This is a genomic window from Acinetobacter sp. YH12069, from assembly GCF_013419675.1.
In the GTDB taxonomy this organism is placed as follows: domain Bacteria; phylum Pseudomonadota; class Gammaproteobacteria; order Pseudomonadales; family Moraxellaceae; genus Acinetobacter; species Acinetobacter amyesii.
The window spans coordinates 127,932-140,841 of record NZ_VOZS01000010.1; the positions used below are offsets into that span (position 1 = coordinate 127,932).

The following is a 12,910-nucleotide window of genomic DNA, read 5'->3' on the forward strand; positions in this document are numbered from 1 at the left end:
GTTGAAATCTGCTTGAATTATCAGGAGTCTTGTAAAAGGAGGCAGAAAAATCAACTTCCATGGGATTAGAGGTTTATTAAAGTTGGCAGGGCGTGTAAAATTTAGGTCGAATTTTATTTATCCACCGTTTTTATCTTTTGGGGGGTCTCCCTCGATCATAATCTCGCGGTGACATGCTCCATTGTACGGGGCATCACTCCTTAAGGATTTTTATATGCCAATTATCACTTTGCCAAATGGCGATCAAAAAGAATTTGATCATGCCGTGTCTGTGATGGAAGTTGCTCAAAGCATCGGTCCTGGTCTAGCAAAAAATACAGTTGCGGGTCGTGTAAACGATCGTTTAGTTGATGCGTCTGATTTAATTACAGAAGATGCTAGCCTGCAAATTATCACGCCTAAAGATGAAGATGGTATTCACATCATTCGTCACTCTTGTGCGCACTTGGTGGGTCATGCAGTTAAGCAATTGTTCCCAGAAGCAAAGATGGTCATTGGTCCTGTCATTGAAGAAGGTTTCTACTATGACATCTGGATGCCACGTCCCTTTACTTTAGATGACATGGCAGCAATCGAAGAGCGCATGAAAAAGCTCATCGACCAAGACTATGATGTCATCAAAAAAATGACTCCACGTGACGAAGTGATCAAAGAGTTCACTGCACGCGGCGAAGAATACAAACTGCGTCTGATCGAAGACATGCCTGAAGAAACTGAAATGGGCTTGTACTATCATCAAGACTACTTGGACATGTGCCGTGGTCCGCACGTTCCAAATACTAAATTCTTAAAATCGTTCAAGTTGACTAAAATCTCTGGTGCTTACTGGCGCGGTGATGCGAAAAACGAACAGCTGCAACGTATTTACGGTACAGCTTGGGCTGACAAAAAACAGTTAGCTGCGTATATCAAACGTATTGAAGAAGCTGAAAAACGCGATCACCGTAAAATTGGTAAAGCGTTAGACTTGTTCCATATGCAAGAAGAAGCGCCGGGTATGGTGTTCTGGCATCCAAACGGCTGGACGATTTACCAAGTGCTTGAACAATACATGCGTAAAGTTCAACAAGCCAACGGTTACCAAGAAATCCGTACACCACAAGTGGTTGATTTCACACTTTGGGAAAAATCAGGGCACGCAGCTAACTATGCTGAAAACATGTTTACGACTCACTCAGAGAACCGTAACTATGCAGTAAAACCGATGAACTGTCCTTGCCACGTGCAAGTGTTCAACCAAGGCTTAAAATCATACCGTGACCTGCCAATCCGTTTAGCTGAGTTTGGTTCATGTCACCGTAACGAACCATCGGGTTCATTACACGGCATTATGCGTGTACGTGGCTTTACACAAGATGATGCGCATATCTTCTGTACCAAAGAACAAATCGGTACTGAAGTTGCAGACTTCATTAAATTGACTTTAGATGTTTATAAAGACTTTGGTTTTGAAGAAGTTCAAATGAAATTGTCGACACGTCCAGAAAAACGTGTAGGTGATGACAAACTTTGGGACATGGCAGAAAAATCTTTAGCAGATGCTTTAGATGCTGCAGGCCTAGAGTGGGAACTTCAACCGGGTGAAGGCGCATTCTACGGTCCGAAAATTGAATTCTCATTGAAAGACTGCTTAGGTCGTGTATGGCAGTGCGGTACAATTCAATGTGACTTTAACTTACCAGAACGTCTTGACGCATCTTATGTGACTGAAGATAACGACCGTGATCAGCCTGTAATGTTGCACCGTGCAATACTTGGCAGTTTCGAGCGTTTTATTGGTATACTTATTGAACACTATGCTGGTTTCATGCCACCTTGGTTGTCTCCAATTCAAGCATGTGTGATGAACATTACTGATTCACAAGCTGAAGCATGTGAGTCAGTCGTCGCTAAACTTAAAGAAAGCGGTATCCGCGCGATTTCAGACTTGAGAAATGAGAAAATCGGCTTTAAGATTCGTGAACGTACTTTAGAGCGTATTCCTTACTTATTGGTTCTTGGAGACCGTGAAGTTGAGGAAGGTACTGTAAACGTCCGTACTCGCTCTGGAAAAAATTTGGGTACTATGTCAATTGATGCATTCATTGACTTAGTAAAAGCAGCCGTAGCCGAACGCGGCCGGTACATTGTGGAGTAAAAGCGATTAAACAGCCTGACCGTAATCAACAGGGCGGAAAGTCAAACCGTCCTGCCTTGAATGATGAAATTCGTGCAAAAGAAGTCCGTCTAGTAGACGAAAATGGCGAGCAAAAAGGGATTGTATCTCTTGCTGACGCTTTGCGTGCTGCAGAAGCAGTAGATCTTGACCTTGTTGAGATTGTTGCTAATGCTGAGCCACCAGTCTGCAAAATCATGGATTTCAACAAGCATTTGTTTGATCTAAAACAAAAGCAAAAAGAAGCGAAGAAAAAACAACATCAAGTACAGGTGAAAGAAATCAAGCTACGCCCTGGTACTGATGTTGGTGACTACAACGTTAAACTACGTGCCATTATCAAGTTCCTTGAAGAAGGCAATAAGGTAAAAATCACGCTTCGTTTCCGTGGTCGTGAAATGGCACACCAACAGTTAGGTTTGGCTCAATTGCAAAAAATTGAAGCTGACGTGGTTGACTATGGTGTTGTTGAACAAACACCAAAAATGGAAGGCCGTCAAATGGGTATGCTACTTGGTCCTAAAAAGAAAAAGTAAGTATCCATTAAAAAAGCACTGCATTTGCAGTGCTTTTTTTTGCCTATATTTTGGTTTTTAATCTCAATGATGTTCAAGGGCACAAATAATTTTTGCTGCGTATTGATTGGAAAATAGAGCAAAATTCATGAATGCGAACTTATGTCTGAGAGTATTAAGTAAGTTTCTTTAAGAAAGACAAATTTGATTATATTTTAATTGATATTCAATCGTTGTTTCGATTCAGACGTTTTGAAATGCTTTAATTTAGTTTTAATGTAGGTATAAAGTGAGCAAAGCTTTTTATTGAGCTAACTATGTGAGATCTATTTACATAAAACAGGCCGTGAAATAGGGGTTTTCAGTACCCTCCAATAGATTTTCATCTTGGTAATATTAGGTCGTATATTCCATGTCATAAAAGCAATCAGAACAAAGTACATTTCATATAAATAGATAGTAATACAGAGTAGGATTATTTTTTGCAAGATACGCCAAAATTTAAAAAGAGTAGATGAGCAGCTTGTAAGCCAGACCCACCAAGGATTCATTAAAAACACCTATATGGAGTATTTAGTTTGGAATAAAAAATCAGAACATAAAATTTGCAATCTAGACACTATATTTTTGAGATGGGATGATTTTAATTCTTTTTTATCATGTTACGAATTTAACTATTTTTTCAAAAAAAAGACCCCGAAGGGTCTTTTTTTATGAGGGTTTACTCAGCGCTATTTTCTTGGACAGGACTTTCTATCAATGCCTTTTTGCCAATTGGAATTTGGCGTGGTAGTTTTTCTTCAGGAATAATACGCTGTAAGTCCACTGTCAATAAACCATTTTCATATAGGGCTTGTTGCACTTCTATATGTTCATCTAAGCGTAAAGACAGTTTAAATGTACGACGAGCAATGCCTTTATGCAGGAATTCCACAGTTGTATCTTGCGCTTCAGTTGGTTTACCTGAAATGCTTAGCACTTGATTTTCTAAGTTTAGCGAAAGTTCATCTTCTGTAAAACCTGCGGTTGCCACCACAATGCGATAGCTATTTTCAGCCGTTTTTTCAATATTGTATGGCGGGTAATTTGGTGTGTCGCTTTGCATGGCATAATCAAATAAATCGTTGAAACGATCAAAACCAATGCTACGACGGAAAAGTGGGTTAAGATTTAAACTACTCATAATTAGAACTCTCTTTAATAAGCAAAGTTGTAACAATAAGAAATGTTCAGTGATGCTTGGCATCCACTGTTCACTAACAAGATCGTTTGATCCTTGTACATGTATCAATATCGGTCTGTGCTGATTTTTTTCAAGGGATTTTTATAAAAAAATTATATTTTTTGAATTTTTGTACCTTAAGTGATTTTAAAAGCAAAGTTATAATTCACATTTTAACGTTACTTTTCAGAAAAACTGACAAGCTTTCACTGGATTAAACATGTTATACATAAAGCAAAATGAGATTGCCTTACTGAAAATTAAAAAGGAATATAGATGATTGATCTCTACTATTGGGGTACACCCAATGGACATAAAATTACCATCGCTTTAGAAGAAATGGGTTTGGAATACCAAATTTTTCCGATTAATATCTTGGAAAATGATCAATTTCAGCCAGACTTTTTGAGAATTTCTCCGAACAATAAAATCCCTGCAATCGTGGATCAGAATGGCCCACGAGGAGAGTCGATTTCAGTTTTTGAGTCTGGTGCGATTCTGCATTATCTTGGACGTAAAACAGGTTTGTTTTATCCAGAAGATGAGTTTGAGCGCGTTGAAGTTGAACAATGGTTGATGTGGCAAATGGGTGGTTTTGGGCCCATGTTAGGACAAAATCATCATTTTAGTCGTTTTGCACCTGAACGTATTCCGTATGCAACTGAACGTTATGTAAATGAGTCTAAACGCTTATATAAAGTTTTGAACCATCAGTTGATTGGTCAAAAATTTGTGGCTGGAGAGTATTCGATTGCAGATATGGCTATTCTGCCTTGGGCACTGCGTCATGAATGGCAGCAAATTCAGCTGGAAGATTATCCATACGTGAAAGACTATATCGATCGACTGACGGCCCGTCCAGCGGTACAAAAAGCCTTAGCAATACACGTTTAAAAAAAGAGCATGGAAACATGCTCTTTTTTTATGGAATGAATAGAAGCTTTTTCCACCAAGGTCTTTGGTTTTCTTTCAGGGTCTTGAGTGAAAAGTGTTGTACCGCAATAAAGGGGTAGGCTACGCCATTTTCGGTATAAGGTTTGAGCTTGGTACGTAAAAGTGACTGTTCAATCCGCTTATCAATGTGTGTTAGTCCAGAGCTTTTGATTAATTCAGCTTTTTGAACTTCGCCAGTGGCTAAAACATACAATTTAAAACTAAGGTCACGATTTTGATTGCCCAGATCGTCATTGTTGAAGTTAAAGATAGGTCGCTTTTGCCAAATCATTTGATCTTGTGTAATCACGTGTTGTTTGGCAACTTCAGAAGGACTTTGTGCATATAAAGTGGTCAAAATTTGTAATAACACAATAAAACTTAAGCAAAGAATTTTTTTCATAAAGTGAGTTAAAATTATTCAATATTTGCGTGGCAGATTAGAAGTCTCATGTATAAAAGTAAAGTGCGGAAAGACTCACCTTAAGATTTTAGATAGGACGGAAGAAAATTCTAACGCTGTGTTAGAATGCGGCGCTGCCGAAAAGAACGCGTTGTTGACGGCTTAGTTGGACGATTTTGCGATGAAAGACTTTTTCTTAAATTTTACCCGTATTGTTGAAAATAACCCAAGAATCTATTGGAGTATTATTTTGGGTATTGCAGGCTGCTTAGTGCTATTTGTCGCTGAAATTGTGCATGTTCAAAATATTCTTGCAGATTTACATACCAAAGATCAAAATTTGATGCGAGCTGCGATTGAACCGATTTCTTCACAATATAAATGGTCGAGAATCGTTGTGATTATTGCCGCAGTGCTTTGGTCAAATTTTGAATATTTGAAGTCGAAGAAAAAATTAGGTCTCTAAGCATTCGTTTCGATGTGGTCGTTTTTAGTTTTATTCTTCGCGGCATTTGGGGCTGCGACCTTACTTCCTTTACAGTCCGAGGCCGTATTGCTCGGCTTGTTGAGCTATGGTCAACATAATCCATGGCTGCTGATTGTGGTGGCCAGTATCGGGAATGTTCTCGGTTCCTGTGTGAATTGGTGGCTCGGTTTAAAAGTAGAACATTATAAAAATAAAACATGGTTTCCCGTGTCAGAGCTGAAAATGCAGCAGGCACAGGGTATTTATCACAAATATGGTTATTGGTCTTTGCTACTGAGTTGGCTGCCGATTATTGGAGACCCTATTACTTTAATTGCGGGTTTAATGAAAGAAAACTTCTGGCGCTTTGTGTTCATGGTGACCGTAGCGAAAACCGGGCGTTATCTCTGTATTTATCTTATATTTTTAGGTTTCTTCTGAGATAAAACAGGGCATTGAAACATTCAATCCCTGTTTGAAATGTTGAATCTATTACTTATTTACAGCCATTTACTTGAAACTGAATTTCATCTTTAAAGTTCGACTTTTTGTAGATCCAAAGGGTGCTCGCAGTACGTTTAACCGAGATCTGACTATTTCTTAGTGCTTCAACGACTTTCTGATCGAGTGCATAAATGCCAGAGCCTTGCTTGATCTTCACCTTTTTTACTTGTCCGTGTTTGTCCACTTTAAAGTTAAATTTGACTTTACGATCGTGCTGTTTCAACTCATGACTAGTGAGATCTAATTTTGGTTGAGATACATATTGGAATGGCGTTTTCTTATTTGCACTTTGTGCATTCCAAACTTTTGAATCAAAGTTGAAATCACATTCAGGCGTATTGCCTTTAACTCTCAAATTAAACGCTTGATAGCCAATAATGGCTTTGGATTCACCATTTTCTAAATGTGGCTTGACTTTAGCTTTTTTGACAGCAGAAATTAAGATTCGGTCGAGTTGATCGACCCCTGTACTTTCTTCAACACTTGCATCGGTAATTGTACCTTTTGCATTTGCTGTAACACGAATAATGGCCGCGCGGTCACGTTGCTTGAGGTCTTCATTGGCATATACCGGTTTTGGAAAAACCGACCAATTTAAACGCGTGGTTAAATGCGCAGGAGCAACTTCAATATTCTGTGCCGGAAGTTGATGGGTTTTGGTTGAAGCACTAAACGCTATAGAAAATGGAGCGCAGGCCAAAAGGGTTAAGCACAGATATTGTTTCATAAGTCTATTCTAAGATCACAAAGTGAGTGATGAATGCGTCGATATTGCTGCGCAGTATTTCCTGTATTGGAAATACTGGCAAGGTTTAAATGGAAAATATGCCATTATTTTTTTGACTGATGGGTAATGTCGATTCCAAATAAGTCACGGGTTTTTGCCCAACTGATTGCAACTACAGCCATGGTCATACAGCCACCAAAGATTGTCGCCATGATCGTGCCCATGTATTTTGCTGCAAGTCCCGATTCAAAAGCTCCAAGTTCATTACTGCTAGAAACAAACATGCCATTCACCGCAGCAACACGACCTCGCATATTTTCAGGTGGATAAAGTTGCAAAATGGTCTGACGAACCACCACAGACACGCTGTCACATGCCCCAGTCATTGCCAGTGCAAAGAGTGATAACCAAAGATTGCTTGAAAATGCGAATAAAATGGTAAATACACCAAAACCCGCTACAGCCAATAACATATTACGCCATGCATGATGAGTTGGAGGGAATTTGGTCAATGCAATCATAGTGATCAGGGCGCCAATAGACGGTGCTGCCCGTAAGTAGCCTAAACCTTCAGGCCCCACTTTTAAAATATCTTCGGCAAAAATCGGTAAGAGGGCAATCACGCCACCAAAAAGCACAGAAACTAAATCGAGTGAAATCGCCCAAAGGACAATTTTGGTTTTCCAGATAAATCGAAAACCTTCACTTAAACTATCTTTTAAATTGTCAGATTCAATTTTAGGGAAACTGCGTTTACTGAGCAGATTAATGAGGACGAAGCAGACCGTTAGTAGTGCTGCAACACTGAGCAAACTGGTTTCACGGCCTAAAAATGCCAACATAAAACCGCCAAGCATTGGCCCAATAATCACCCCACTTTGCCAACCAATCGTTGTCCATGTTGCACCATTGGCATAGAGCTCCCGTGGGATTAAAAAAGGTTTAAGCGACGTTGCCGAGGGATTATAGAAACCACGGATCGTTCCAAGCCCAAAAATGACCGAATAAATACCCCAAGACAGTTGGGTGACATCAATTTGGCCGAGACCGTATTGGTGAAATAACCCCCAAAGAATCAGTGGCATCGGTACAGAAAAAAACAGACAAATTTTCATAATGGTCTGTTTATTGAAACGATCTGCAAAGTATCCTCCCCACAAAGAGAGAGCAATAAAAGGAATTGCTTCGGCTAAACCAATTAAGCCCAGTGTTAGCGGGTCTTTAGTGATTTGATACAGTGAATAAGCAACAATAATTTCTTGAATCAAAATGGCTAAGGTCAGACAAAATTGATTGAGCGTAACAATCGAGAAATCCCGATAACGTAGGGCTGCAAAAGCATCCTGTGCAGGTTTCATAATGGACATTAATAGTTGGCGTGCCGACATTATATAAGCCCTATTGGACATCGCTTATAAAATCATCGGAAAATCTATATCAGAAAATTAATTAAGATCGATATTCGGTAGAAAGATTCGCTTTTGTTTTGAGCAAAGATGCTTTAGAATACTCGCTCCCTTACCTGCAGGGCGTCTTTGCAATGGTGCAGACGTGCCGAACAGGTGTTCAAAAGAGGTTCTTATGCCTAAGATGAAAACTCGCCGTGGTGCAGCTAAACGCTTCAAGCCAACTGCAAACGGTTTTAAACGTCACCAAGCGTTCAAACGACACATTTTGACCAAAAAATCTGCTAAGCGTATCCGTCAATTACGCGGCTGTGTAATGGTTCACGTAAGTGACGTTGCTTCAGTTCGCCGTATGTGCCCATACATCTAAGGAGATTATAAATGGCTCGTGTTAAACGTGGTGTACAGGCTCATCGCCGTCATAAAAAAATTCTTGCTCGTGCTAAAGGTTACTACGGCGCTCGTTCACGCGTATATCGCGTAGCGTTCCAAGCAGTAATCAAAGCAGGTCAATATGCTTACCGTGACCGTCGTCAAAAGAAACGTCAATTCCGTGCTCTATGGATTGCGCGTATCAATGCCGGTGCTCGTCAAAATGGTTTGTCGTACAGCCGTATGATCGCTGGCTTGAAAAAAGCTCAAGTGATTATCGACCGTCGCGTACTTGCTGACATCGCTATGCATGACGCAGTTGCGTTTGCTGCTTTAGCTTCTAAAGCTAAAGATGCATTAGCTGCATAAGTCTTTATGACTTAAAAAGGGACCGCTTTTAGCGGTCTTTTTTTATGGACGAATTTGATTAGACATCTTATTTTTTCGACCATATGGCTAAAAACACAATGATGCCAATTGTGATTGCGGCAAATTTTATAAACTCAAATTGTTTAAAAAGTAAATAAAAGCCATAAAGTAAAGCGAATAGCATGGCAAAAATTAAAACTAAAGAAAAAAATACAACCCATGGTTTTTCAGGCTCTTTATCTGTTGAAGTGTTGGTGGCGGAAAGAGCTTGATCAGATGTTGACTTGAAATAATTAACTTTGGGGTATTTTTTCTGTAGTTGTTTGAGTAAAGCTTTCTCTTCATCATTGACTAAACTTTCGCGGTTGAAATGATTGGCTGTATAGCACATGACATCTACAAGGTGTTCTGACAGTTTGTACTCATAATCTAATAGTTGTGCATATTCTTCGGTTGTAAATAAATGGATCGGTGAGCTTTCGTTTTTTACATGTTTTAAATTTTGGATAGCAGCTTCGATTGAATTGAGCATTTCAAGCAGACTTAATCCAACTTGAGGTGAAGCTTGAGGATTCTCCAAAAGAGGGAGTGAGTCATCCAGAAGGCCATAATAATACAAATTATGGATTAGTTTAAATTGAGGCTGAATGTGGGTAGAAAACGGATGTTCAAATAAATCCAGTTGAATGCTATTTACTAAACTGCTCCAACTCGATTTTTTATCAAAGCAAAAGCATTCGTTCCGCTGTTGTTGATTGAGCTCAATCAATGTAAACAGCCCGAATGCGTCATGAAATTGTGTGGAACTTGCACCCCAAAACTCCCGAGGATCACCAATAGGTCTGATATCTAAAATTTTCGTTTCAGATTGGATTTGAACTAGTGCAAAGGCTTGATTTAAATTGTTGTGGAAAACAGCAAGAGGGTAGTTGGTTTTTACAAAGTCAAAATGAGGATGTTGATTAAGTTTTGCATGCTCAAAAAGAAGATCAAATGGATAAAGTGAGCATGTTCTAATCCGCTTTTCAGCCATATACATGATCAAATGATCAACTGAGTCATGTAGTAATGCATTGGTTTTAAAATCGCGAATCAAGAAAATGTCGCAAGCTTGGCCGCACCATGGGTGCAAAATCTCGTCATAGTAAATTTTCTGGTTAAAAAAACGTTGAGCGTTATATTGCAAACCAAGAATAAATTGTTCGTAATGATCTATCATAATGAAGCATTTTTTTATTTTTCAATTGTAAGCTATCTTAGCTTTAATTTGATTTAAAAGGTAACTGCTTGATGCGCAAACAGTATCACTTCCGCTAAGTAGGCGATGATACGTATATTTGGGATGTACATCGTTTAGTAAAACTCAGTCAAAATTTTAAGATTCAGCAAATCCCTGTAAATGACATTCAATAGTTAAATGAAGCATATTAATTTCAAAAATCTGCACCGACCACACAGCAAATTATTGAACATCTGCAATTGGTAAATGCTGCGGACTTAAGTTATCCCATTATTTTATGTGCCAGTGGTCGAGTGATGGATGGGATGCATCGAGTCGCAAAAGCATGCATAACCACTCAGTCGCAAATATTAGCCGTTCAATTTGAACAAACCCCAAAGCCTGACTTTATCAATATCGATGCAGATCTTTTGGATTATCGTGAATAATAAAAGTTAACCTACAGATCCAATGCTGTTATCTTGAAGTAGATTCACCAGACTCAAGTAGATCATCATGGCAATGAAAAGAATAAACGTAGTCGGTACATCGGCCACTGGAAAATCAACCTTTTCCAGAGCTTTGGCGGACAAATTAGGACTAAATTATATAGAACTGGATAATCTATTTTGGCTAGATGATTGGCAGGAGTGTCCTGACGAAATCTTTTTTGCACGTATCGAAGCTGAAATTGCCAAAGCAAAAAATGGTTATGTTATTGATGGCAACTATACTCGGGCGATTCCGGTGAAATGGTCGGAAATAGATACGGTGATATGGTTAGACCTTCCGTTTCCAGTCAATTTATACCGCTCTGTAAAGCGCGCATTTTCTCGGGCTAAGTCCAAACAAGATCTTTGGCCAGATTCAAATAATCAGGAAAGTTTATGGCGGATGTTTGGTCGAGATTCCATTGTCTGGTGGATGATTAAGACCCATAAAAAGAATCGTGAAAAATATCTACAGATGATGAATGCACCTGAATATCAACATATTCAATGGATTCGTTTAAAGTCTGCAAATGCTGTTGATGCATTTTTAGAACAATTGGACTCTTATGTTTTTGATGTTTAAGTTTTGATGTTTTATCAATAAAAAGTGCAGCCAAGTTACAGAAATAATCTTTATACCAAGCTTTGCGCCATGCCTAATGTATGGATAGAAAAAACAAAAGGAAAATAAAATGTTGGCTGAAATAGTTGGTATGGGTCAAGGTAGCATTACTGTAGAGCTCGAAATGATTCCCCGCAAAGGTGAGGCAGTCAAAATCATGTATGGTGCAGATGCAGAGCTTGAGGGGGAAGTAGTCTCTGTCAGTCATTATATTAATCAACATGCCGATCAGCATCGTGTTCGATTAGAAATTCGTCCGTTAAATTATTTAATTACCTCATAATTTTGAGGTTTTTCATACATAAGCATGTTTATAAAAAAAGCCCTTCTATGAGAAGGGCTTTTTAATGTTGATCACATTTATACAGTTAAAGACCGAAGTAATAAGCCAATAAGCAAATTACAACAGTAATAATAATTAAGGTGATTACTCCACCTGCACCGGGTTTATGGGGCGGGTTAGGCGTGTGTGCATGCTGAGGATTTGATTTTCTTTGCTCAGTTTTAAAACCATCCAGAGGAGAGCTTTCAACTACAGGAGTTAAGCGTGCAGTTTTATAGTGATTGGCGACTTTAACAATAAATTTTGCCGTTAAATCTTCAGTTTTTTGAGCAAAATGGCGCAAATTTAACTGTTCTTCAGGTGTATAGATGCTGCCATCTGCGTGATAGGGATGCTGAATTTTAGACTGAATATGGCGGTTTAATGCTTCTAGGCGATGTAAGCTGTCATGTGCGAAATCCGCTTGTGCATCCGTTGGCAAGAGTGCAAGTTTTGCGGATTCATTCGATTCGCTGCTTAGATCAGGCTGCGTACCATAATAAGGTGTGCCTAACACCTCCGGCTCAATAAAACCTTCCGCCGGTTTTTGCAAAAATAATTCTGCTTCAGTGAAGTTATGAATATCATCCCATTTTGGTAACTGCATATCCGCTTCAATGCGTTTAATGAGTTTATAGTTCAGCTCATAGCGCCAAAAAGTTTCGCGACGTATTTGTAGTTGTTGGGATACAGGTGCTTCATAGTCATTTTCTGCGTTATACCACTCGGCAAGTTCTTTACCAAAAATCCATGCCTGCTTTTTATTTTGTTCGTGGCTCACAATAAAATGGGCAAAGGGAAGAAGTTCAACGTTAGCATTCGGATTTTGTTCATCATTTAGCAAGCTAGAGCTATGTAAACTTAAGCGTTGTACCCCGTGTTTTTTTAAGCCTTCTAGCCAAATTTGGAAATGTTGAGCCAATAAATGCTGTGATAGCAAATCACGAAAATGGAAACTGTGCTGATCAAAAATGTGGTGATTCAACCAACGTTGAAAACTCAAACCTTGGTTGAGAAATTCATTGCCATAAGTGACGAGTGTGAGCTGTTGTTTCCAGATTGGATCGAGTGCCATAAAGATTGGATCCCATTGATATTGTGTTTATCTTATACTTTTTTTAAAACTTGATGCTAATGCAATTTTAACTTGTGAATGCGCTTCATCATAACGGCTAAAAACTGTT

General features: G+C 39.0%; 15 protein-coding genes and 1 pseudogene. 10 read left to right on the plus strand and 6 right to left on the minus strand.

Features of this window, described 5'->3' with window-relative positions:
• Positions 1-214: 214 nt before the first annotated feature.
• Both thrS and infC read left to right on the plus strand, forming a co-directional pair.
• Complete coding sequence (gene thrS / locus FTU16_RS09380; RefSeq protein ID WP_180007231.1) at positions 215-2,137, plus strand: threonine--tRNA ligase; 1,923 nt, start codon at positions 215-217, stop codon at positions 2,135-2,137.
• 5 nt (positions 2,138-2,142) lie between these two features.
• A complete protein-coding gene (gene infC / locus FTU16_RS09385) occupies positions 2,143-2,691 on the plus strand; it encodes a translation initiation factor IF-3 (protein WP_078192643.1) in 549 nt (182 codons plus the stop codon).
• A 700-nt stretch (positions 2,692-3,391) separates the two neighbouring features.
• On the opposite strand, the gene FTU16_RS09390 is transcribed toward infC, so the two are convergent.
• Entirely contained in the window at positions 3,392-3,853 is a 462-nt protein-coding gene (locus tag FTU16_RS09390) for an Hsp20 family protein (RefSeq protein ID WP_168378471.1), read from the minus strand.
• A 315-nt stretch (positions 3,854-4,168) separates the two neighbouring features.
• Between FTU16_RS09390 and FTU16_RS09395 the strand changes: the two genes are divergently transcribed.
• Positions 4,169-4,786: a glutathione S-transferase N-terminal domain-containing protein gene (locus tag FTU16_RS09395; protein WP_180163132.1), complete on the plus strand. Its 618-nt coding sequence runs from the start codon at positions 4,169-4,171 to the stop codon at positions 4,784-4,786.
• Positions 4,787-4,814: 28 nt separating this feature from the next.
• Here FTU16_RS09395 and FTU16_RS09400 read toward each other — a convergent pair whose 3' ends face one another.
• Positions 4,815-5,228, minus strand: a complete 414-nt coding sequence (locus FTU16_RS09400; RefSeq protein ID WP_180163133.1) for an energy transducer TonB — start codon at positions 5,226-5,228, stop codon at positions 4,815-4,817.
• Positions 5,229-5,409: 181 nt separating this feature from the next.
• Between FTU16_RS09400 and FTU16_RS09405 the strand changes: the two genes are divergently transcribed.
• Entirely contained in the window at positions 5,410-5,694 is a 285-nt protein-coding gene (locus tag FTU16_RS09405) for a hypothetical protein (RefSeq protein ID WP_180124065.1), read from the plus strand.
• A 12-nt stretch (positions 5,695-5,706) separates the two neighbouring features.
• Positions 5,707-6,135: a YqaA family protein gene (locus FTU16_RS09410; RefSeq protein WP_180105447.1), complete on the plus strand. Its 429-nt coding sequence runs from the start codon at positions 5,707-5,709 to the stop codon at positions 6,133-6,135.
• A gap of 55 nt (positions 6,136-6,190) precedes the next feature.
• On the opposite strand, the gene FTU16_RS09415 is transcribed toward FTU16_RS09410, so the two are convergent.
• Positions 6,191-6,925: an energy transducer TonB gene (locus tag FTU16_RS09415; RefSeq protein WP_180105446.1), complete on the minus strand. Its 735-nt coding sequence runs from the start codon at positions 6,923-6,925 to the stop codon at positions 6,191-6,193.
• Between the two features lie 104 nt (positions 6,926-7,029).
• Complete coding sequence (locus FTU16_RS09420; RefSeq protein WP_180111579.1) at positions 7,030-8,283, minus strand: MFS transporter; 1,254 nt, start codon at positions 8,281-8,283, stop codon at positions 7,030-7,032.
• Between the two features lie 223 nt (positions 8,284-8,506).
• Here FTU16_RS09420 and rpmI point away from each other — a divergent pair, with 223 nt between their 5' ends.
• Together rpmI and rplT are read left to right on the plus strand one after the other, a co-directional pair.
• The gene (gene rpmI, locus FTU16_RS09425) at positions 8,507-8,701 is read left to right on the plus strand and encodes a 50S ribosomal protein L35 (protein ID WP_065994397.1); all 195 of its coding nucleotides are present in this window, start codon (positions 8,507-8,509) and stop codon (positions 8,699-8,701) included.
• Positions 8,702-8,712: 11 nt separating this feature from the next.
• Positions 8,713-9,072: a 50S ribosomal protein L20 gene (rplT, locus tag FTU16_RS09430; protein WP_004647525.1), complete on the plus strand. Its 360-nt coding sequence runs from the start codon at positions 8,713-8,715 to the stop codon at positions 9,070-9,072.
• Between the two features lie 67 nt (positions 9,073-9,139).
• Here the strand turns inward: rplT and FTU16_RS09435 are convergent, their stop codons facing one another.
• Complete coding sequence (locus FTU16_RS09435) at positions 9,140-10,105, minus strand: hypothetical protein (protein ID WP_180163134.1); 966 nt, start codon at positions 10,103-10,105, stop codon at positions 9,140-9,142.
• A gap of 302 nt (positions 10,106-10,407) precedes the next feature.
• Between FTU16_RS09435 and FTU16_RS09440 the strand changes: the two are divergent.
• The 3 genes and pseudogenes from FTU16_RS09440 to FTU16_RS09450 all read left to right on the plus strand — a co-directional run bounded on the left by FTU16_RS09440 (position 10,408) and on the right by FTU16_RS09450 (position 11,687).
• Positions 10,408-10,740: pseudogene (locus FTU16_RS09440) on the plus strand (hypothetical protein).
• A 73-nt stretch (positions 10,741-10,813) separates the two neighbouring features.
• Positions 10,814-11,365 carry an adenylate kinase gene (locus FTU16_RS09445; RefSeq protein WP_180163135.1) on the plus strand — a complete coding sequence of 184 codons (552 nt, stop codon included), beginning with the start codon at positions 10,814-10,816 and terminating at the stop codon, positions 11,363-11,365.
• A gap of 109 nt (positions 11,366-11,474) precedes the next feature.
• Positions 11,475-11,687 carry a hypothetical protein gene (locus FTU16_RS09450; protein WP_180163136.1) on the plus strand — a complete coding sequence of 71 codons (213 nt, stop codon included), beginning with the start codon at positions 11,475-11,477 and terminating at the stop codon, positions 11,685-11,687.
• A gap of 85 nt (positions 11,688-11,772) precedes the next feature.
• Here the strand turns inward: FTU16_RS09450 and FTU16_RS09455 are convergent, their stop codons facing one another.
• Complete coding sequence (locus tag FTU16_RS09455; RefSeq protein ID WP_180163137.1) at positions 11,773-12,801, minus strand: hypothetical protein; 1,029 nt, start codon at positions 12,799-12,801, stop codon at positions 11,773-11,775.
• Positions 12,802-12,910 lie beyond the last annotated feature (109 nt).